The 19,054-nt window shown below is 72.3% G+C and carries 19 protein-coding genes; 8 read left to right on the top strand and 11 right to left on the bottom strand.

Annotated elements, in window-relative coordinates; all coding sequences use genetic code 11:
* Positions 1-12: 12 nt before the first annotated feature.
* The 4 genes from ABZ860_RS07940 to purN all read right to left on the bottom strand — a co-directional run bounded on the left by ABZ860_RS07940 (position 13) and on the right by purN (position 3,384).
* Complete coding sequence (locus ABZ860_RS07940) at positions 13-858, bottom strand: bifunctional methylenetetrahydrofolate dehydrogenase/methenyltetrahydrofolate cyclohydrolase (protein ID WP_357216656.1); 846 nt, start codon at positions 856-858, stop codon at positions 13-15.
* 37 nt (positions 859-895) lie between these two features.
* Complete coding sequence (locus ABZ860_RS07935; protein ID WP_167538689.1) at positions 896-1,063, bottom strand: hypothetical protein; 168 nt, start codon at positions 1,061-1,063, stop codon at positions 896-898.
* 126 nt (positions 1,064-1,189) lie between these two features.
* Positions 1,190-2,731, bottom strand: coding sequence for a bifunctional phosphoribosylaminoimidazolecarboxamide formyltransferase/IMP cyclohydrolase (gene purH, locus ABZ860_RS07930; protein ID WP_357216653.1), 1,542 nt, complete (start codon positions 2,729-2,731; stop codon positions 1,190-1,192).
* A complete protein-coding gene (gene purN, locus ABZ860_RS07925) occupies positions 2,728-3,384 on the bottom strand; it encodes a phosphoribosylglycinamide formyltransferase (protein ID WP_357217599.1) in 657 nt (218 codons plus the stop codon). Before purN ends, purH begins: the two co-directional genes overlap by 4 nt.
* A 167-nt stretch (positions 3,385-3,551) precedes the next feature.
* On the opposite strand from purN, the gene ABZ860_RS07920 reads away from it, so the two are divergent.
* From ABZ860_RS07920 to ABZ860_RS07910, 3 genes are all read left to right on the top strand, one after another.
* Positions 3,552-3,956: a hypothetical protein gene (locus ABZ860_RS07920; protein ID WP_357216650.1), complete on the top strand. Its 405-nt coding sequence runs from the start codon at positions 3,552-3,554 to the stop codon at positions 3,954-3,956.
* 141 nt (positions 3,957-4,097) lie between these two features.
* Complete coding sequence (locus ABZ860_RS07915; protein WP_357216648.1) at positions 4,098-5,129, top strand: NADP-dependent oxidoreductase; 1,032 nt, start codon at positions 4,098-4,100, stop codon at positions 5,127-5,129.
* A gap of 36 nt (positions 5,130-5,165) precedes the next feature.
* A complete protein-coding gene (locus ABZ860_RS07910) occupies positions 5,166-5,579 on the top strand; it encodes a MerR family transcriptional regulator (protein WP_357216645.1) in 414 nt (137 codons plus the stop codon).
* Here the strand turns inward: ABZ860_RS07910 and ABZ860_RS07905 are convergent.
* The 4 genes from ABZ860_RS07905 to ABZ860_RS07890 form a co-directional block, all read right to left on the bottom strand.
* Complete coding sequence (locus ABZ860_RS07905) at positions 5,558-7,219, bottom strand: DUF6350 family protein (RefSeq protein WP_357216642.1); 1,662 nt, start codon at positions 7,217-7,219, stop codon at positions 5,558-5,560. The two genes, ABZ860_RS07910 and ABZ860_RS07905, sit on opposite strands and share 22 nt — an antisense overlap.
* A gap of 175 nt (positions 7,220-7,394) precedes the next feature.
* Complete coding sequence (sucD, locus tag ABZ860_RS07900) at positions 7,395-8,270, bottom strand: succinate--CoA ligase subunit alpha (RefSeq protein WP_079318281.1); 876 nt, start codon at positions 8,268-8,270, stop codon at positions 7,395-7,397.
* A complete protein-coding gene (gene sucC / locus ABZ860_RS07895) occupies positions 8,270-9,451 on the bottom strand; it encodes an ADP-forming succinate--CoA ligase subunit beta (RefSeq protein ID WP_357216639.1) in 1,182 nt (393 codons plus the stop codon). The genes sucD and sucC overlap by 1 nt, the downstream gene beginning before the upstream one ends.
* Before the next feature lie 157 nt (positions 9,452-9,608).
* Positions 9,609-10,010, bottom strand: coding sequence for a cobalamin B12-binding domain-containing protein (locus ABZ860_RS07890; RefSeq protein WP_076433118.1), 402 nt, complete (start codon positions 10,008-10,010; stop codon positions 9,609-9,611).
* A 312-nt stretch (positions 10,011-10,322) separates the two neighbouring features.
* On the opposite strand from ABZ860_RS07890, the gene ABZ860_RS07885 reads away from it, so the two are divergent.
* Positions 10,323-11,225: a hypothetical protein gene (locus tag ABZ860_RS07885; protein WP_357216635.1), complete on the top strand. Its 903-nt coding sequence runs from the start codon at positions 10,323-10,325 to the stop codon at positions 11,223-11,225.
* 163 nt (positions 11,226-11,388) lie between these two features.
* On the opposite strand, the gene ABZ860_RS07880 is transcribed toward ABZ860_RS07885, so the two are convergent.
* Together ABZ860_RS07880 and pcrA are read right to left on the bottom strand one after the other, a co-directional pair.
* Positions 11,389-11,928, bottom strand: coding sequence for a copper chaperone PCu(A)C (locus ABZ860_RS07880; protein ID WP_357216632.1), 540 nt, complete (start codon positions 11,926-11,928; stop codon positions 11,389-11,391).
* Positions 11,929-12,417: 489 nt separating this feature from the next.
* Positions 12,418-14,691 (bottom strand): DNA helicase PcrA, encoded by a 2,274-nt coding sequence (gene pcrA / locus ABZ860_RS07875; protein ID WP_357216629.1) that lies wholly within the window; start codon positions 14,689-14,691, stop codon positions 12,418-12,420.
* A 65-nt stretch (positions 14,692-14,756) separates the two neighbouring features.
* Between pcrA and ABZ860_RS07870 the strand changes: the two genes are divergently transcribed.
* The 4 genes from ABZ860_RS07870 to ABZ860_RS07855 all read left to right on the top strand — a co-directional run bounded on the left by ABZ860_RS07870 (position 14,757) and on the right by ABZ860_RS07855 (position 18,269).
* The gene (locus ABZ860_RS07870) at positions 14,757-15,476 is read left to right on the top strand and encodes a PIG-L deacetylase family protein (RefSeq protein WP_357216626.1); all 720 of its coding nucleotides are present in this window, start codon (positions 14,757-14,759) and stop codon (positions 15,474-15,476) included.
* 110 nt (positions 15,477-15,586) lie between these two features.
* Positions 15,587-16,075 carry a hypothetical protein gene (locus tag ABZ860_RS07865; RefSeq protein WP_357216624.1) on the top strand — a complete coding sequence of 163 codons (489 nt, stop codon included), beginning with the start codon at positions 15,587-15,589 and terminating at the stop codon, positions 16,073-16,075.
* 221 nt (positions 16,076-16,296) lie between these two features.
* Complete coding sequence (locus ABZ860_RS07860; RefSeq protein WP_357216621.1) at positions 16,297-17,457, top strand: sensor histidine kinase; 1,161 nt, start codon at positions 16,297-16,299, stop codon at positions 17,455-17,457.
* Positions 17,454-18,269, top strand: a complete 816-nt coding sequence (locus tag ABZ860_RS07855) for a response regulator transcription factor (RefSeq protein ID WP_357216619.1) — start codon at positions 17,454-17,456, stop codon at positions 18,267-18,269. The genes ABZ860_RS07860 and ABZ860_RS07855 overlap by 4 nt, the downstream gene beginning before the upstream one ends.
* Here the strand turns inward: ABZ860_RS07855 and ABZ860_RS07850 are convergent.
* Entirely contained in the window at positions 18,233-19,033 is an 801-nt protein-coding gene (locus ABZ860_RS07850) for a CPBP family glutamic-type intramembrane protease (RefSeq protein WP_357216616.1), read from the bottom strand. The genes ABZ860_RS07855 and ABZ860_RS07850 overlap by 37 nt on opposite strands.
* Between the last annotated feature and the right edge of the window lie 21 nt (positions 19,034-19,054).

Here is a 19,054-nt window from a genome sequence, read left to right as displayed (position 1 = left end):
GCGAGCGGTGGATCAGTGGCGCTCGGCGGCCTCGACGACGTTGGCCAGCAGCATGGCCCGGGTCATCGGCCCCACCCCGCCGGGGTTGGGGGCGACGAAGCCCGCGACCTCGCGTACGTCGGGGGCCACGTCGCCGGTGAGCTTCCCGTCGACCCTGGAGACGCCCACGTCGAGCACGGCCGCGCCGGGCTTGACCATGTCGGCGGTCACGAGGTGGGGCACCCCGGCCGCGGCGACCACGACGTCCGCCCGGCGCACGTGGGACGCCAGGTCCTGGGTGCCGGTGTGGCAGAGCGTGACGGTGGCGTTCTCCGCGCGGCGGGTGAGCAGCAGGCCCAGCGGGCGGCCCACGGTGATACCCCGGCCGACCACGACGACCTCGGCGCCCTTGAGCGGCACGCCGTACTCCTGGAGGAGGACCACGATGCCGCGCGGGGTGCACGGCAGCGGGGCGTCGACCATGTGGACGAGCCTGCCCAGGTTGACCGGGTGGAGGCCGTCGGCGTCCTTGGCCGGGTCCATGCGCTCGATGAGCGCCTGGGTGTCCAGGTGACGCGGCAGCGGCAGCTGGACGATGTAGCCCGTGCAGGCCGGGTCGGCGTTCAGCTCGTCGACCGCGGCCTCCACGTCCGCCTGGGTGGCGCTCTCCGGAAGGTCCTTGCGGATGGAGGTGATGCCGACCTCCGCGCAGTCGCGGTGCTTGCCCCCGACGTAGATCTGGCTGCCCGGGTCGTCGCCGACGAGGATCGTGCCCAGGCCGGGGGTGACACCCCGGGCGGCCAGGGCCTTCACCCGCTCCGCCAGCTCACTCTTGATCTTGGCGGCGGTCGCCTTGCCGTCCAGAAGCCGCGCGGTCATGGCTCTCCCTGTCCTTCCGGGTGGTCCTTCCGGTGCTTTACTGTCCCCCCTCGCGCCGCTCGATGATCCGGCGGGTGAAGGGGATGAACTCCACGATCCGCCAACCGAAGTAGGCGGCCAGCGCGGCGACGGGCAGCAGCGCGATGGGGCTGTTCCACACGCCGTTCATCGTCGCGAAGGAGCTCATGATCGTATCAAGGGGCATGGAGGGACTCCGTGGGAGGATGGGGTGGGGCGCTTCAGGCTAACCGCCCCACCGGGGTGATCGTGCCGTTTTCACCCCATCCATCCCAACAGTCGCCCCTCCGTGGCCGTACGTCGGTCTTCTCGATCAGTGGAAGAAGTGCCGGGTGCCGGTGAAGTAGAGCGTGATGCCCGCTTCCTTCGCCGCCTCGATGACCAGCTCGTCGCGGATCGAGCCGCCCGGCTCGACGATCGCCTTCACCCCGGCCTCCGCCAGCACCTGCAGGCCGTCGGGGAACGGGAAGTACGCGTCGGATGCGCCGACCGACCCCGCCGCGCGCTCGCCGGCCCGGGAGACCGCCAGCCGGGCCGAGTCGACCCGGTTGACCTGGCCCATGCCGACGCCGACGGTCGCGCCGCCGGACGCGAGCAGGATCGCGTTGGACTTCACCGAACGGCAGGCCCGCCAGGCGAAGGCCAGGTCGGCCAGCACCTCGGGCGAGGCCGCCTCTCCGGCCTTGAGCTCCCACGTGGACGGGTCGTCGCCGGGCGCGTCCACCCGGTCCACGGTCTGCACGAGCAGGCCGCCGTCGATGCGGCGGAACTCCGCGGGATTCGACGGTCCCTGCGGGCAGGCGAGCAGGCGGATGTTCTTCTTCTCCCTGAGCACCTCGAGCGCGTCCGCCGCGAACGACGGCGCGACCACCACCTCGGTGAAGATCGGCGCGATCTGCTCGGCCAGCTCGCGGGTCACCTCGCGGTTGACCGCGATCACCCCGCCGTACGCGGAGACCGGGTCGCACTCGTGCGCCTTGCGGTGCGCCTCGACCACGTCGGCGCCCACCGCGATCCCGCAGGGGTTGGCGTGCTTGATGATGGCCACGCACGGCTCGGAGAAGTCCCAGGCGGCCCGCCAGGCGGCGTCGGCGTCCACGTAGTTGTTGTAGGACATCTCCTTGCCGTGGAGCTGCTCGGCGTTGGCCAGGCCGTCCTTGCCGCCGGTGTAGAGGGCGGCTCCCTGGTGCGGGTTCTCGCCGTACCGCAGGGCGGCCTTGCGCTTCCACGCCGCGCCCATGAAGGACGGCCAGTCGCCCTCGGGCGCGTACACGTTGGCGAACCAGGACGCCACCGCGACGTCGTAGGAGGCGGTGTGCGCGTACGCCGTGGCGGCCAGCCTCCTGCGCTCGGTCAGCGTGAAGCCGCCCTCGGCGACCGCGGCGAGCACCTCGCCGTACGCCGCGGGGTCGACGACCACGGCCACCGTGCCGTGGTTCTTGGCGGCGGCGCGGATCATCGCGGGCCCGCCGATGTCGATCTGCTCGACGCACTCGGCGTCGGAGGCGCCGGAGGCGACCGTGGCGGCGAACGGATACAGGTTCACCACCGCGAGCTGGAACGGCTCGATCTCCAGCTCCTCCAGCTGCTTGACGTGGGAGGGGTTGGCGCCGTCGGCGAGCAGCCCGGCGTGGACCCGCGGGTGGAGGGTCTTGACCCGTCCGTCCAGGCACTCGGGGAATCCGGTGAGCGACTCCACCTTGGTGACCGGCACGCCGTAGGAGGCGATCGCGGCGGCGGTGCCGCCGGTCGACACGATCTCCACGCCCGCGGCCTCGAGCCCCCGCGCCAGGTCTTCGAGACCCGTCTTGTCGTAAACGGTGATCAGCGCACGGCGGATCGCGATGCGGGTCACTTCGTGGTCCTTCCTGATGTCGGGCCATCTGCGGCCTGTCCTGCGACTCGTCCCGTCCCGAGGCGCACGGTCCGCCCGGTCAGGGTCCAGCCCTCGCGGGCCATGCGGCCCACCGTCTCGACGAGGAGGCGTCGCTCGACGGTCTTGATGCGCTCGTGCAGCGACTCCTCGTCGTCCCCCTCCCGTACGGGCACCGCCTCCTGGGCGATCACCGGGCCCGTGTCCACGCCGGCGTCGACGAGGTGGACCGTGCAGCCGGTGACGCGGACGCCGTACGCGAGGGCGTCGCGCACGGCGTGGGCGCCGGGGAAGGCGGGCAGCAGCGCCGGATGGGTGTTGACGACGGGGAACGCGCCCAGCACACGAGGGCCGAGGATCTTCATGAAACCGGCGGAGACCACCAGGTCGGGCTTGTGCTCGGCGATGCGCCCGGCCAGCCTCTCGTCCCACTCCTCCCGGGTGGGGTGGTCGCCCACCCTTTCCACGAACGTGGGGACGCCGGCGCGCTCGGCCCGGGCCAGACCCTCGATGCCGGTGCGGTCGGCCCCGACGGCGACGACGGTCGCGCCGAACGCGTCGTCGGCCGCCGCGTCCAGCAACGCTTGCAGGTTGGTCCCCGAGCCAGAGACGAGGACGACGAGCCGGACGGACAGAGCGGAACTCCTTCGTGAGCTGCCTTCGTTTTGCAGGTGATTGCCGGGAGATGGTTCCTTAGAGAGTGGTCGAGCGTGGAGGGCCGTCCCTCGACGCAGCTAAAGCGTATCGGGCGCCGGCCATCACGACTTACGACGGGTTATGCGGAACGCGAGGCGAGGAGACCGTGACAACACCCCTACAGACGCCGACCCCTGCGACCGGTGGGCGCAGGGCTCTCGTGCTCGCCATCATGGCGCTGGTCTTCACGCTGATGCTGCCGGCGGCCGGGCTGGCGCTGTCGATGTTCGCGATCGTCATCGCGATCCGCGACCTGCGCCTGCTCAACCGCGAACGGCGCGGGATCGGGATGGCGACCGGGGCTGTCGTGCTCTCGTCGCTCGCCTTCGTCCTCGGAATCGTGACCACCGGATTCCAGCTCTACTTCTCCGACGAGCTCAACGCGTACAACGAGTGCCGCAAGGGCGCGGGCACGGTGGCGGCCCAGCAGGACTGCTCCGAGCAGCTGATGCGGTCGTTCGAGCGGAAGATGGGCGTGGCCTGGCCCGCCGGCGTCCCGGCCCCCGCCTGACGACACGACCGCACGGGAGCCGTCCGCGCCGTCGCGGGCGGCTCACCGGCTTGCCTTTGACGCGCGGGTCAGGGGTTAGCGTCGCGGGGCCGTGCGGCTGTGCCGCGCGAGCGGTCCCTCTCCGACACCCTGGGAGTTCCCATGCCCCAAACCCTGCCCCGCGTCGCGCGCGAGATCCGGCTCGCCGAGGTTCCTTCCGGTCTTCCCGGCCCCGAGCACCTGACCGTGGCCGAGGTCCCGCTGCCCGTGCCGGGGCCCGGTGAGGTCCTGGTGCGCAACCGCTGGTTCCAGGTCTTCCCCTCGCTGCGCACGCTGATCGCCGGGGGCGTGCCCGGCACGCCCTTCCCCGCGCTCCGTCCCGGGGACGCGCTGTTCGGCCCGGCCATCGGCGAGGTCGTCACGGCCCCCTCCGTCGAGGGCACGGCGGACAGCGGTCTGCGGCCGGGCGACCTGGTCACGCACTTCCAGGGCTGGCGCGAGTACGCCGCGGTCCCCGCGTCCGCGCCGCTGGGCGACGCCCTGCCCGACCCGGCCGCGCACCTGGCGTCCGGCGCGACCGCGTACGCCGCGCTGACCCGGATCGCCCGCCTGCGCGCGGGCGAGACGGTGCTGGTCACCGGGGGCGCCGGAGGGGTCGGCTCGCTCGCCGGCCAGATCGCCCGGCTGCTGGGCGCGGCACGCGTGATCGGCACCACCGGCTCACCGGCCAAGGCCGGGCGCATGACCGACGAGCTCGGCTACGACGCGGTGGTGCTGCGCGACGGCGGCCCGATCGGCGAGCGGCTGGCCGAGGCGGCGCCCGACGGCGTCGACGTGGTCGTCGACACCGTCGGCGGCGAACAGCTCCAGGCCGCGGCCGCCGCGGCGCGGCCCGGTGCCCGCCTCGTCGTGGTCGGCACCCTGGCCACGCAGCTGTCGGCCGCGTCCGGCGGCACGACGGCCCCGGTGGAGCTGGACGCCTTCCAGCTCATCGCCAAGAACATCACCCTCCGCGGCCTCACCGGCGTCGACGACGAGACCCACGCGGAGTGGACGGAGCGTTTCGGCGCCTGGCTGCGGGCGGGCGCCGTCGCCTTCCCGCACACGCGGATCGCGGGCATCGAACGCGCGCCGCTGGCGTTGAGTGAGTTGTTCGAGGGACGGCACGTGGGAACGGTCGTCGTGGAGTTGTGAAGATCGTGAAGCCGTGAGCACGGCGCAGGAGGTCTCATGCGGATCGGCGACGCCGCGGCGGCGGCCGGGACCACCCCACGGGCGTTGCGCCTGTACGAGCAGCGCGGGCTGCTCCTGCCGCCCGCGCGGACCTCGTCAGGCCAACGGGAGTATGGCCCGCGGGACGTCGCCCGGATCCGCCTGGTGCGCCAGTTGCTCGCCCTCGGCCTCACCATCGAGGACGTCGCCCGCTGCGCCGACCGCCTGGACCTGCTGGAGGGCGACACGCTCCCGCCGTACGGCAGCCCCGGCTGCTCCGGCGACAGCGGCGGCCGCGCCGGAAGCGGCGTCGTGCAACGCCGGATCGCCGCCCTGGACGCCGAGATCGCCCGCCTGACGGACCTGCGGGACCGGCTCGCCTCGGCCGTCGCCGAGCCGCCTCGGACGGATCAGTCGCGGTCCCAGGCGTAGGGATCGACGTAGATGACGTGACCCCCGCGGTCGTCGGTCTCGTCCACGATGTCCGTGCGCGGCTTCGGCGGGGGGCTCGGGGCACGACGCTTCGCGGCCGGTCCGCTCGGCTTGTCGGGGATGCGCGGGGTGGCCCCGGCCCGTCGCGCGCCCATGTCGTCGAAGGTCTCCGCCGCCGCCGCGGCGTGCTCGTCGGCCCAGTCGTCCCTGATGACCGGGATCGGCTGGGTGTCCGCCTCGGTGGCGTCCAGCCAGTGACCAGGCAGGTGGGCGCCGCGCGCGGGCCGCACCCGCCCGGCGGCCTTGGCGATCACGGCGCCGGCCTTGCGCACCGGCTCGGGCGGGGTGGCCGGCCGCCGGGAGATCAGCCACCAGTTGGCGATGCCGGCCGAGATGCCGGCGGCCACGCCGACCTCGAGCGTGACCGACAGCGCCACCTCCCAGGGGGACGGCCCCACCGCGGCCAGGCCGGCACCGCCGAGCGGGCCGCCCGACAGCGCGGCGAGCGTTCCCGCGACGAGGCCGGAGGTGACCCCGCAGACGAACCCCCACAGCGGCGCGGCCTCGATCGACGGGGTCGGCGCGACGCGGGCCGTCACCACGCCGGCGACCGCCCCGGCCGCGAACGGCAGCGCGATCACGCCCATGACCCAGGTGGGCGCGGCACCGGACGACGGCAGGGCGCCCAGCAGCGGCAGCATGGGCACCGCGCTCAGCTTGACCCCGGTGGGCGCGACCAGCGTCCCGGCGCCCACCGCGAAACCGGGCCCCGAGATGTACGCCATGCCCCAGACGACGGCGTTGAAGAAGTAGAGGACCTCGAGGAGCAGGAGCAGCAGGCCGCCGACCACTCCGGGGCTGAGGACCTCCGACATCTGCTGGATCCGGGCGAAGTTGACCACCACGGCCCCGAGGACCAGCACGGCCCCGGCCACGAGCATCAGCGCGGTCGCGACGGCCGTGCCGGCCACGAGCGACCGCGGCCGCTCGGGCAGCAGGCGCAGCATCGACCGCCACGGCCCGATCGTGCGGGCGGTCGCCACCGACCCGGCGACGAAGGCCAGCAGCAGGTGGCTGACCAGCGCCTCCCCCAGGAACGGCTGCATGACCTCGTTGCCGGAGACGAGGGCGATCACCCCGGCGAGCAGCGCGTAGGGCGCGGCCAGCGAGATGCCGGCCTGGGCGATGAGCGCGAGCTGGGCGCGGCGCCGGGCGTTCTCGAGGTCGCGCGGCGTGCCCTTGGGCAGCCGGGCCGGCATCCGCACCCGCAGGTCGGCGTCCCGCGCCATCCACAGACCGGCCCGGTAGAGCAGCATCGCCGGCAGGATCATCAGGCCGATGGGCAGCAGGCCCACCCGGCCGCCGGGGATCGCGAAACCGGCGTGGTGGGCGGCGAGCCAGAGCTGGCAGGCCGTGCGGAAGACGCCGGGCAGGCCCTCGCCGAACGGCCCGCGGGGCGCGGCCATCCAGCCGATGAGCGTGAGCGTGGTGAGCACGGCGAGGCCGACGCCGAGCGTCCCGACCGCGGCCAGCATGCCGGAGACGGGCAGCGGACGGCGGGTCTCCTCGTCGTCGCCGGCCCCCATGCGGCCGAGCACGGCGCGGGGAGCGGTCCTGAACTGATCGAGAAGGCCCGTCACGCTACCGCATCATCCCAGCCCCGCGGTCTCCCTCCACGTCGCCACGCCGAGGAGTACGCAATCCGGACGCATCGGCACGCGTACCGGCCGGGCCGGAAAACGACCGCGACCTTGCGCTCCCACCACCGCGGCGGTGGGAGCGCAAGGTCGCGGACGACAGTCGATGGACGCGCGATCAGCGGCTAGACATGATCTCGCGCATCAGGCGGGCGGTCTCGCTGGGCGTGCGGCCGACGCGGACGCCGACCTTCTCCAGGGCCTCCTTCTTGGCCTGGGCGGTGCCGGCGGAGCCGGACACGATCGCCCCGGCGTGGCCCATGGTCTTGCCCTCGGGCGCGGTGAACCCGGCGACGTAGGCGACGACCGGCTTGGTCACGTGCTCGTCGATGTAGGCCGCGGCGCGCTCCTCGGCGTCGCCGCCGATCTCGCCGATCATCACGATCGCGTCGGTCTCCGGGTCCTCCTGGAACGCCTGGAGGGCGTCGATGTGCGTCGTGCCGATGACCGGGTCGCCGCCGATGCCGACGCAGGTGGAGAAGCCGATGTCACGCAGCTCGTACATGAGCTGGTAGGTCAGCGTGCCGGACTTCGACACCAGGCCGACGCGGCCCTTGGTGGTGATGTCGGCCGGGATGATGCCCGCGTTGGAGGCGCCCGGCGAGGCGATGCCGGGGCAGTTCGGGCCGATGATGCGGGTCTTGTTGCCCTTGGAGACGGCGTACGCCCAGAACTCGGTCGTGTCGTGGACCGGCACGCCCTCGGTGATGACCACGCACAGCGGGATCTCGGCGTCGATGGCCTCGCGGACGGCGGCCTTGGTGGCGGCCGGGGGCACGAAGACGACGGACACGTCGGCGCCCGTCTGCTCCATGGCCTCCTTGACCGTGCCGAAGACCGGAAGGCCCTCGTGCGTGATGCCGGCCTTGCGGGCGTTCACGCCGCCCACGACCTTGACGCCGGCGGCGAGCATGCGGCGGGTGTGCTTGGTGCCCTCACCACCGGTCATGCCCTGAACGATGATCTTGCTGTTCTCGGTGAGCCAGATAGCCATTACGCACCTACCGCGGCGAGCTCGGCGGCACGCTTGGCCGCTTCGTCCATGGTGTCGACCAGCTCGACCCGCGGCAGCGCGGCGTCGGCCAGGATCTGCCGCCCCAGGGCGGCGTTGTTGCCGTCCAGGCGGACGACCAGCGGGTGGGTCACTTCCTCGCCCCGGCTCTGCAAGAGCTGGAAGGCCGAGACGATGCCGTTGGCGACGGCGTCGCAGGCGGTGATGCCACCGAAGACGTTCACGAAGACCGACTTCACCGACGGGTCGGACAGGATGATCTCCAGGCCGTTCGCCATGACTTCGGCCGAGGCGCCGCCGCCGATGTCGAGGAAGTTGGCCGGCTTGGGCTGGCCGGGGAACTCCTCGCCCGCGTACGCCACGACGTCGAGCGTGGACATGACCAGGCCCGCGCCGTTGCCGATGATGCCGACGTTGCCGTCCAGCTTGACGTAGTTGAGGTGCTTCTCCTTGGCCCGGGCCTCCAGCGGGTCCTCCGCGGCCTTGTCGACGTACGCGGCGTGCTCCGCCTGGCGGAAGTTCGCGTTGTCGTCGAGGGTGACCTTGCCGTCGAGCGCCTTCACCTGGCCGTCGGCCGACAGGATCATCGGGTTGACCTCGACGAGCGAGGCGTCCTCGTCGACGAAGACGGCCCAGAGCTTCTCGATCAGCTCGGCGGCGCCGTCCAGCGCCTGCTGCGGCAGGCCGCCCGCCACCGCGATCTCGCGGGCCTTGGCACGGTCGACGCCCGTCAGCGGGCTGACCGGCACCTTCGCCACCTTCTCCGGCGCGGTGTGCGCGACCTCCTCGATGTCCATGCCGCCGGAGGCGGAGCAGATGGCGAGGAAGGTGCGGTTGGCACGATCGAGCAGGAAGGAGAAGTAGTACTCCTCCGCGATCTGGCTGGCCTCCTCGATCAGGACCTTGTGGACCGTGTGGCCCTTGATGTCCATGCCGAGGATCTGCGTCGCCTTCGCGTGCGCGTCGGCGGCGTCGTCGGCCACCTTCACGCCGCCGGCCTTGCCGCGCCCGCCGGTCTTGACCTGGGCCTTGACGACAACGCGTCCGGTGAGCTGCTCGGCAGCCGCCCGCGCCTCCTCCGGCGTGTGCGCGACGATTCCGCGCGGCACCGGGATGCCGTACTCCGCGAAGAGCTCCTTCGCCTGATGTTCGAACAGGTCCACGAGGGTCCGTCCCTTTTGATGTCCGAGGCCGGGCGCCGTCGTCCCGCCCGGCGTTTCCGCGCATGAAGCCTAGTCCCCGTACGAGCGTGGCCGCGTCGTCGGGTCCCACTGGAGCCTTGCCAACAACCATGGAGTACGGCAAGGTTGGGCAAAATGCCTAAACGGTGGCTGGGACCGCCGAACGGACCCATTCCACGATCTCCTGCGTCGTGGACCCGGGTGTGAAAATCCTGGCGACCCCCATCTTCGCCAGTTCGGGGATGTCGGCCTCGGGGATGATGCCGCCGCCGAACACGACGATGTCCTCGGCGCCCTCCTCACGGAGGACCTCGAAGAGCCGGGCGAACAGCGTCATGTGGGCGCCGGACAGGATGGACAGCCCGATCGCCGCCGCGTCCTCCTGGATCGCCGTACGGACGATCTGCTCCGGCGTCTGGTGCAGCCCCGTGTAGATGACTTCCATGCCCGCGTCGCGCAGGGCCCGGGCCACCACCTTGACCCCGCGGTCGTGCCCGTCGAGCCCCGGCTTCGCGACGACGACCCGAATCCTGCCTGCCATGAAGACCTCCCGCAGATGGTGCTCGCTGCCCGAAGCGTAACCGCCGCCGGAGGCTCCGCCCCGGAACGGCCCCGCGTCAGCCGCCGGTCGCGCATGCGCGCGACGCGCCCCCAGGCTCTCGGCACGCCCGGGCCATTCGGCGGCCGCCCCTCCGCGCTTTTCGCGGCCGAAACAATATTCAGCGCGCATATCGCGTTACTCTCTGAATACTCACAGGAAATGTTGATTTTCGTTACTTTCCTGTGATCATGAGCCGCAAGGATTCCCAAGCTGCCCTCCGGATCTTGAGGGCACTTACGGGAGGAATCACCCTTGAAGCGAGCACTCATGGCGCTGGCGTGCGCCGCGACGGCCGCGCTCGTGGCGCCCGCCGTCGCCGCCCCCGCGCAGGCTCAGACCTCGACACAAGCGCAGGCCCCCGCCGCCGACCCGGTGGCCGCGCTGCGCGGACAGTACGTCGCCGGCCACGGCGTGCGCTACGTCTCCACGGGCACGCTGACCATGGCCGGCATCACGGCCGTCAAGTTCACCTCGAACGGCGGTCTCGCCTTCGGCCGGTCCGGCGTCGTCGCCTCCGACAGCAGGCAGACGCTGAAGTACAACGACCTGCTGAAGGGGGAGAACGAGGACCTGAAGGACGCGGAGAAGCCCCTCCGCGCGATCGTCATCGGCAAGACGGGCTACCTCTCGGGCGGGATCTACACGAGCCTGCTGCCCGAGGGCAAGACCTGGCTGCGGCTCCCCGCCCAGCGGCCGGGCTCCTCGTCGAGCCTGGGCGAGCTCGTGAACCCCGCCGACTGGCGCAACCTCAAGACGGTCCTCGCGACCACCAAGGCCAAGGGTCCGGGCGGCAGCGTCAACGGCGCGAAGACCACGCTCTACCGCGGCACCATCCCGCTGACGCAGCTCATCAAGGTCAGCCCGGGCATCAAGAACAGCTTCGCCAGCCTGGGGTCCGACCCCGCCAAGACCGTGGTGTCGTGGAAGCTGTGGATCGGCGCCGACCAGCTCGTCCGCCGCGCCTCGGCCACCGCCGACCTGAAGCTGAAGGTCCGGGGCGACACCCTCACCCTCACCCTCAGCGACGACACCACGTTCGCCGGCTGGGGCAGGAAGGTCACGGTCAAGGCGCCGCCGAAGAGCAAGGTCGCCAACCTGGCCGACCTCGACGGCGACGTGCCGGACACGCAGGGCACGGTCATCCTGCCCAACTGAGCCGGACGGCCGATCAGGCAGGGCTGAACTCCGCGCGGCCGAGCCCCACGCGCGGCGTAGACACAGAGGCGGCAGGCCCCCGGGTGATCTCCACCCGGGGGCCTGCCGCCCCGTTCGTTCCGGCCGCACGCGCCGCTTCGGATGCCTGCGACGGCCGCCGCGACTAACTGCGGGCGGGTGTCGGCGATCCGGCCCCTCGCGACAGCGGGAGGACGGGGATGCGGAGGGTGATCGTGCCCGCGGTCGGGAAGCGGAACGTGACGTCGATGGGAGTGGCGCCGAGCGGGCGGTGGATGTCGACGAGCTCCAGGTGCGGGCGGTCATGGCCTTGCTGGAGGGAGACGGCCCCGTGAGGGGGGATCGTCACATTGACGGCCTGCTGGGGTGAGGACGGCCCTCGCCGGTAGACGACCCGCTCGGCGTGGACGGTGCTGACGCCGTCGAGCGTCTGCGGTCTGTCGCTGTTGTTGACCAGGGTCAGGTACAGCCCCAGGTCGTCGCCGGCCTTCTGCTCGTCCATGGGCGGGGCGAGGATGTGGACGTGGAGCAGCCGCACCGGGCCGATCTGCCCGTCGACCAGGCCGCCCCTGCTCCAGGTGGCGTGGGGCCTGGCCCGCTGCCGCGGGGAGTCGCACGCCTGGAGCGCCAGCGCCAGGCAGGTCGCGAGCAGGATGCACAGCGCCGCTACTCGCCGGTTATCCATACGACGACGGTGAGATGACGTGTTCATGCGGCGCTCCCTGGTCAGGCAGCTGAGAATGCGGCGCTGCGGTCGGTCCTTCCGGCAGGCGGTCCGATGATGTGAACATGAGCCGGCTGGAACCGCCGGCTGCGTCGCCGACGGTGATCCCGCCGGTTCGCCGCTGATCGCCCCCGCTTCGCGGGTCTCGCCCGGGCTCGGAGAAAGCCTCCACGCGCTCGCAGAATGCCCCGTCACGATCACACGGCGACGTAGTGGCGTTCATATGTGGCCATGGCGCACGCGCGCCAAATCTCCCCGCGCGCGAGTGAGATCACCCCGCGCGCGTGTGACATCGCTCCACGCCAGTATGCGACCGGTCCCGCGGCGGTCGCAAGACAACGGAAACGCCCGTGACCTGGGCTCTTACCTGCTCTCCAACGCTCAGGCAACGGCATGGCCGCGTTTCCCGCCACCTCTACCCCCCGGAGCATGGGCACCGGGGGGCGGGGCTCAGAGCTTGTCGATCGGGGCGTAGGCGAGGAGCAGGGTCTTCTCGCCCTCACTGCCGAAGTCGATCTTCACTCGCGTCTTCTCCGCCTGACCGTCCACCGCCACCACGGTGCCGAGCCCGAACGTGTCGTGGGTGACCCGGTCGCCCGGCGACAGGTTCGGGACCTGCCGGCCGCCGGTCTTCTGCGCGGGAGCCGTACGGGCGGCCGGGCGGGAGGTCGCGGCGGTCCAGGCGGTCTTGCCCGGGTCGCCGCGCCACTCGAGCAGGTCGCCCGGCACCTCGGACAGGAAGCGCGAGGCGGGGTTGAACGACGGCGCGCCCCACGCCGAGCGGACCGCCGACCTGGACAGGTAGAGCCGCTCCTTGGCCCGGGTGATGCCGACGTACGCCAGTCTGCGCTCCTCCTCCAGCTCCTTCGGATCGCTCAGCGAGCGCATGTGCGGGAAGACGCCGTCCTCCATGCCCGTGAGGAACACCACGGGGAACTCCAGCCCCTTGGCGGTGTGCAGGGTCATCAGCGTGACCACACCGCCGTGGTCGTCGCCATCGGGGATCTGGTCGGCGTCGGCGACCAGCGAGACCTGCTCGAGGAAGTCGACGAGCGTGCCCTCCGGATTGGCCTCCTCGAACTCGGCGGCCACCGAGATGAGCTCGTTGAGGTTCTCCAGCCGGCTCTCGTCCTGCGGGTCGCCCGAGGTCTCCAGCTCCGTGCGGTAGCCGGTGGCGCTCAGCACCTCCTCCGCCAGGTCCGAGAGCGGAAGCTCCTTGGCGCGCAGCTCGTCCAGCATCGCGACGAAGTCGCGGATCGCGTTCAGCGAGCGGGTGGCCACGCCCGGCGCCTCGTCGGCCCGGCGCAGCGCCTCCCAGAAGGCGATGCGCTCCCGGTTGGCGAACGCCTCGACCATCGCCTCGGCGCGGTCGCCGATGCCGCGCTTGGGCACGTTGAGGATGCGCCGCAGCGACACCGTGTCGTTCGGGTTGGCCAGGACCCGCAGGTAGGCGAGCAGGTCCTTGACCTCCTTGCGCTCGTAGAACCGCACTCCGCCCACGACCTTGTACGGCAGGCCGGTGCGGATGAAGATCTCCTCGAACACGCGGGAGGCGGCGTTCGTGCGGTAGAAGACCGCCACGTCGCCGGGAGTGACGCCGTGGTCGTCGCTGAGCCGGTCGACCTCCTGCGCGACGAACATGGCCTCGTCGTGCTCGTTGTCGGCGACATAACCGATGATCTTCGGGCCCGAGCCCTGGTCGGACCACAGGTTCTTCGGCTTGCGGCCCTCGTTGCGGGAGATGACGGAGTTGGCGGCGTTCAGGATCGTCTGCGTGGAGCGGTAGTTCTGCTCCAGCAGGATCGTCCGCGCGTCCGGATAGTCGCGCTCGAACTCCAGGATGTTGCGGATCGTCGCGCCGCGGAAGGCGTAGATGGACTGGTCGGCGTCGCCGACGACCACCAGCTCGGAGGGCTCGACGCCTTCCCGCACCACGTCGCCGTCGGCGGTGCGCACCTCGGGCCGCCCGACCAGCTCGCGGATCAGCATGTACTGCGCGTGGTTGGTGTCCTGGTACTCGTCGACCATCACGTGCCGGAACCGCCGCCGGTAGTGCTCGGCCACCTCGGGGAAGAGCTGGAACAGCGTGACCGTCAGCATGATCAGGTCGTCGAAGTCCATCGCGCCGGCCTCGGTGAGCCGCCGCTGGTAGGTGCGGTAGGCCTCGGCGAGCGTCCGCTCCAGATGGGTCGAGGCCTGGTCGGCCGCCGTCTCGTAGTCGATCAGCTCGTTCTTGAAGTTGCTGACCTGGGCCGAGAAGGACCGCGGCGGGTAGCGCTTGGGGTCGAGGTCGAGCTCACGGCACACCATCGCCATGAGCCGCTGGGAGTCGGCCTGGTCGTAGATCGAGAAGCTGGAGGAGAAGCCCAGCCGCTTCGCCTCGCGCCGCAGGATCCGCACGCAGGCGCTGTGGAACGTCATGACCCACATGGCCCTGGACCGCGGCCCGATGAGCTTGTCGACCCGCTCCTTCATCTCGCGGGCGGCCTTGTTGGTGAAGGTGATCGCGAGGATCTCCCCCGGCTGGACGTCGCGCTCCGCCAGAAGGTAGGCGATGCGGTGCGTCAGCACTCTGGTCTTCCCGGAGCCGGCCCCGGCGACGATCAGCAGCGGACTGCCCTGGTGGGTGACGGCGTCCCGCTGCTGCGGGTTGAGGCCGTCGAGCAACGGATGAGTGGCGGCTCGGGTGGACACTCTCCTTAGGTTATGGCCGCGCACCGACATCCGGGGCCCACTCGCCCGGCAAGTCACGTTTAAGGTGATGTGCCGGACCATGAGGAGGGCTGCTCGTGCTGGACGAGGCGGATATCAAGAAGGTGCTGGTGGTCGTCGCACACCCCGACGACATCGACTTCGGCGCGGCGGGGACGGTCGCCCGGCTGACCGAGGCGGGGGCCGAGGTGGCGTACTGCCTGGTCACGGATGGCGACGCGGGCGGGTTCGACCGCGCGCTGGACAACGGCGGCATGGCCGCGCTGCGCCGGAGCGAGCAGACGGCCGCGGCCAAGTGCGTGGGCGTGAGCGACCTGCGCTTCCTCGGCTACCGGGACGGCGCGGTCGAGCAGACGCTCGGCCTGCGGCGGGACATCGCCCGGGTGATCCGCCAGGTGCGGCCGGACCTGGTCATCACCTCGACCCCCGAGCGCAACTACGCGCGGATCAGTCCGAGCCACCCCGACCACCGCGCGGTCGGCGGCGCCACCCTCGACGCCGTCTACCCCGACGCCCGCAACCCCTACGCATTCCCCGAACTGCTCGCCGACGAGGGCCTGGAGGCCTGGATCGTCCGCGAGGTGTGGCTCACCGGCGGCATGACCCCCGACCACTATGTCGACGTCACCCTGACCGTGGACCGCAAGATCGCCGCGCTGCGCGCGCACGAGAGCCAGACCTCGCACATCCCCGACCTCGACGGCATGATCAGGGGCATGCTCTCCGGTCACGCCGCCGCCGCGGGCCTGCCCGAGGGCTCGTACGCGGAGGCGTTCCAGCGGGTGGTCACCGCCTGAGGCCGGCGCGCCGGGTCCTCCACCCCCGGGTGGAGAGCGCCTGATCTCCACCCCGGTTTTCCACCCGCGCGCCGATCCGGTGGGCGCCCGATCTTCCTACCGTCATGCGCATGGAAACCGCGCAGATCGTTGTCATCGCCCTCGCCGTCGTCGCCTTCGTCATCTACCGGCAGATGACGCCGAGGCCCGTCGCCAGGCCCGTGGGTCTGATCATCGCCGCCGTGATGGTCGTGGCCGGCTTCGGCGGCGGCGGGCTCGTCGACCCCCGCCACACGGCGCTGAGCCTCGCCGTGCTCGTCGCGGAACTCCTCGTGGCCGCCGGCCTCGGTGTGGTGCGCGCCATGACGACGCGCGTGTGGCGCGACCGGCACGGAGTGGCGTGGTCGCAGGGCGGCGTCACGACCCTGATCGCCTGGGTGGGCTCCATCGCCGTCCGGGTCGCCATGATCGCCCTGACCTCCCTCCTCGGCCTCGCCTCGTCGCAGAGCTCCGTGCTCCTGTTCGTCGGGGTGACCCTCGGTGTCCAGTTCCTCGTCGTCGCCCGGCGGGCGAGCGCCCTGCCCACCGTCCCCGTGCCGGGTGTCCAGACGGCCCGCTAGCGCCGCGACCGCCAAGATTCGCCCGTGCGGAGCGGTGTCCAGAGTGGTGCATCGCAAGGCGGAGGAGGAGCCGATGACAGCGTCATCGGCGACGACCCCGGGCCCCGCGGAGATTCCGAGCCTGCGAGGAATCTTCGTGGGTGGGGCGACAACGCGGCGAGGTGCCGCTCTGGGCGACGCGACGGGGCAAAGATTGGCGGGAGGGGCGCTAACGTCGGGGCGTGCCCAGTCGTGACGGACATGTCCAGGCCGGCCCGGAATCCCGCCGCAGGAACGCGATCGCCGGCGCGTGCCTGCGGCTGGCCGTGATCGCCCTGCTGGTCGGCGGGCAGGCGACCAGCCCGCCGGGGTTCGGCCTTACCGGCGACCGGCTCGCCATCACCGCGCTGACCGCCGCGATCGCCGTCACGCTGACCCTCATGGTCGTCATCCGGCTGCGGCCGATCCTGCCGGAACGCTGGAACGACGGGCCGGCGGAGGCCGTCCTCATCGGGCTCACCCTCGTGGCGACCATCGCCCTCGACATGGTCTCGGACAGCGGCCCGGCCGTCGCCGTGCTCATGTTCAGCGTCGGGGCCGCGGCCGTACGGCACCCGCTGAGCTGGTCGCTGCCGCTCCTGCTGCTGGCCCTGGCGGGCCTGGGATCGAGCGTCGCGGGACTGCTGCCGCCGCCGATCACCCCCGAGGCGCAGCAGCGCGACCTCAGCCTGTGCGTCTCGATCTGCGTGGTCTTCGCGGTCGCCTACGCCATCAGGCAGCGCAGGGCCGCCACCGCCGCCCAGGCGGGCGAGGCCGTGCTGGCCGAACGCGCCCGGATCGCCAGGGAGATCCACGACATCCTCGCGCACTCCCTGTCGGCGCAGATCGTCCATCTGGAGGGCGCCCGGCTGCTGCTGCGCGCCGACCGGTCGCAGGAGGCCCTCGACCGGGTCGAACGCGCCCGCGAGCTGGCCAAGAAGGGCCTCGACGAGGCGCGCAGAGCCGTGGCCGCGCTCCGCGACGACGCCCAGCCGCTGCCCGCCGCGCTGGACGCGCTCGCCGAGGAGTTCCGCGACGCGACCGGCGAGGAGTGCGCCGTCGTCGTCTCCGGGGTTGAGCGCCGCCTGCCGCCCGAGACCGAGCTCGCGATGATCCGCACCGCCCAGGAGGCCGTCACCAACGTGCGGCGGCACGCCCCGGGCTCCCCCGCCACCGTACGGCTGCGCTTCGGCGACCGGGAGTGCGAGCTGGAGGTCGTCAACCCCCCGAGTGACGAGCCCGGGACACCGGGAGGAGGATACGGTCTCGTGGGCATGCGCGAACGCGCCGAACTCCTAGGCGGCACCCTGGAGGCCGGCGAGACCGAGGACGGTTTCCGGGTCCGGCTGCGGGTGCCGGCATGACCGCCCGCGTGCTCGTCGTCGACGACCAGGCCGTGGTGCGCGACGGGCTCGTCCTGCTGCTCGGCCTGCTGCCCGGCATCGAGGTGGTGGGGTCGGCGTCCGACGGCGAGGCCGCGCTCCGCCTGGTCGCGGACCAACGGCCCGACGTGGTGCTCATGGACCTGCGCATGCCCCGCGTGGACGGGGTCGAGGCCACCCGCAGGATCCGCGCCGAGTTTCCGGACACCCAGGTCGTCGTGCTCACGACGTACACCGACGACGAGTCGGTCTTCGCCGCGCTGCGCGCCGGGGCGCGCGGCTTCCTCACCAAGAGCGCCGACGCCGAGGAGATCGCCCGTGCCGTGACCACGGTGATGAACGGCGACGCGCAGCTCGACCCCGGCGTGCAGCGCCGCCTTCTGAACACCGTCACCGCGGATCCCGGCGAGACGCCCGGCCCGGCCGCCGCGCCGTCTCACCGGTCGCGGTTCTCGCCGCGCCACGCCCATGACGCGCCCCGGGCGGGCCGGAGGCCGGGAGGGGAGACGCCGCCGGATGCCGGGACGACGCGGAACATCGAGACAACACGGAGCACCGGGACGGCGTCCGGCGCCGGCGCGCCGCCCGACGGGCTGACACCGCGTGAGGCGGAGGTCCTGCGGCTCATCGCGCGCGGCCTGTCGAACGCCGAGATCGCCGCCGCCCTGTTCATCGGCGAGGCCACGGTCAAGACGCACATCAACAACCTGTTCGCCAAGGTCCACGTGCGCGATCGTGCCCAGGCGGTCGCGTACGCCTACCGGACCGGCCTGGCCGACCCCCGCGAGGGCTGATCCAGGCGGCGGGCCACCCGCGCGGCGGCGTAGCCGAGGGAGTTCGTCGCCAGGTGGAGCAGAGCGGGTGCGAGCAGCCCGGCGCGGTGGCGCAGCCCGTGGAACACGAGCCCGGCGACCGCGGTGGACGCCACCGTCCCCGCCACCAGCCGTCCCGTCTCCAGCCGCGCCGTCTTCCCGGGCCGTCCCGTCCGCACCGGGCCGGCGGCCTCGTCCGGTGCCTCCCCGGCGGTCAGCCGGCCGAGAGCGGGGTTGGCCCCGGCCATGTCCATGGCGGGCAGCACGTGCCACAGTCCGAACAGGGCGGCCGAGGCGGCGACCGCCGTACACGCCGGGAGCGAGCGGCCGAGCAGGGCGGGCAGCACGCCCCGGAAGCCCACCTCCTCCAGCAGCACGGTCCCGAAGGGCACCTGGACCAGGGCCTCTTCCAGCACCCGGCGGCGCGACAACGCGAGGGCGCGCTCGTCGTGGAAGAGCGCGCGGGTGCGGGGGTGGGCGAGGCCCGCCGCGTAGACGGCCGCGACGCCGGCGGCGAGCGCGCCCCCGGTCGCCGCCCCGGCGTGGGCGCTGTGGAAGCCCAGCTCCTGCCAGGTCAGCCCCTCCCTGCGGGCGATCAGCACCAATGCGCCGGTCGCGACCGCCGAGGTCAGCGGCGCCCACCGGCGGGCGACCCGGTTGTTGAGCACGTTCGCGGCCACGAGCACGCCGAGAGCGCCGCCCAGCGCACCCGCCCGCCTCGTGCGGCTCGTGCGGTTCGTCGTCACGCCCGCCATGCTCCCATCGCC

The sequence above is a fragment of the Microbispora sp. NPDC046973 genome (assembly GCF_040644495.1).
Classification (GTDB): domain Bacteria; phylum Actinomycetota; class Actinomycetes; order Streptosporangiales; family Streptosporangiaceae; genus Microbispora.
The sequence above is the reverse complement of the archived record's forward strand: the minus strand, read 5'-3'. Positions and strand labels throughout refer to the sequence as shown.

Excerpts from the sequence above, each read along its gene's own strand:
- ABZ860_RS07940 (WP_357216656.1), bottom strand. The coding sequence starts at position 858 with ATGACCGCGCGGCTTCTGGACGGCAAGGCGACCGCCGCCAAGATCAAG.
- ABZ860_RS07935 (WP_167538689.1), bottom strand. The coding sequence starts at position 1,063 with ATGCCCCTTGATACGATCATGAGCTCCTTCGCGACGATGAACGGCGTG.
- ABZ860_RS07915 (WP_357216648.1), top strand. The coding sequence starts at position 4,098 with ATGCCCCAAACCCTGCCCCGCGTCGCGCGCGAGATCCGGCTCGCCGAG.
- ABZ860_RS07910 (WP_357216645.1), top strand. The coding sequence starts at position 5,166 with ATGCGGATCGGCGACGCCGCGGCGGCGGCCGGGACCACCCCACGGGCG.
- sucD (WP_079318281.1), bottom strand. The coding sequence starts at position 8,270 with ATGGCTATCTGGCTCACCGAGAACAGCAAGATCATCGTTCAGGGCATG.
- ABZ860_RS07890 (WP_076433118.1), bottom strand. The coding sequence starts at position 10,010 with ATGGCAGGCAGGATTCGGGTCGTCGTCGCGAAGCCGGGGCTCGACGGG.
- ABZ860_RS07880 (WP_357216632.1), bottom strand. The coding sequence starts at position 11,928 with ATGGATAACCGGCGAGTAGCGGCGCTGTGCATCCTGCTCGCGACCTGC.
- pcrA (WP_357216629.1), bottom strand. The coding sequence starts at position 14,691 with ATGTCGGTGCGCGGCCATAACCTAAGGAGAGTGTCCACCCGAGCCGCC.
- ABZ860_RS07865 (WP_357216624.1), top strand. The coding sequence starts at position 15,587 with ATGGAAACCGCGCAGATCGTTGTCATCGCCCTCGCCGTCGTCGCCTTC.
- ABZ860_RS07855 (WP_357216619.1), top strand. The coding sequence starts at position 17,454 with ATGACCGCCCGCGTGCTCGTCGTCGACGACCAGGCCGTGGTGCGCGAC.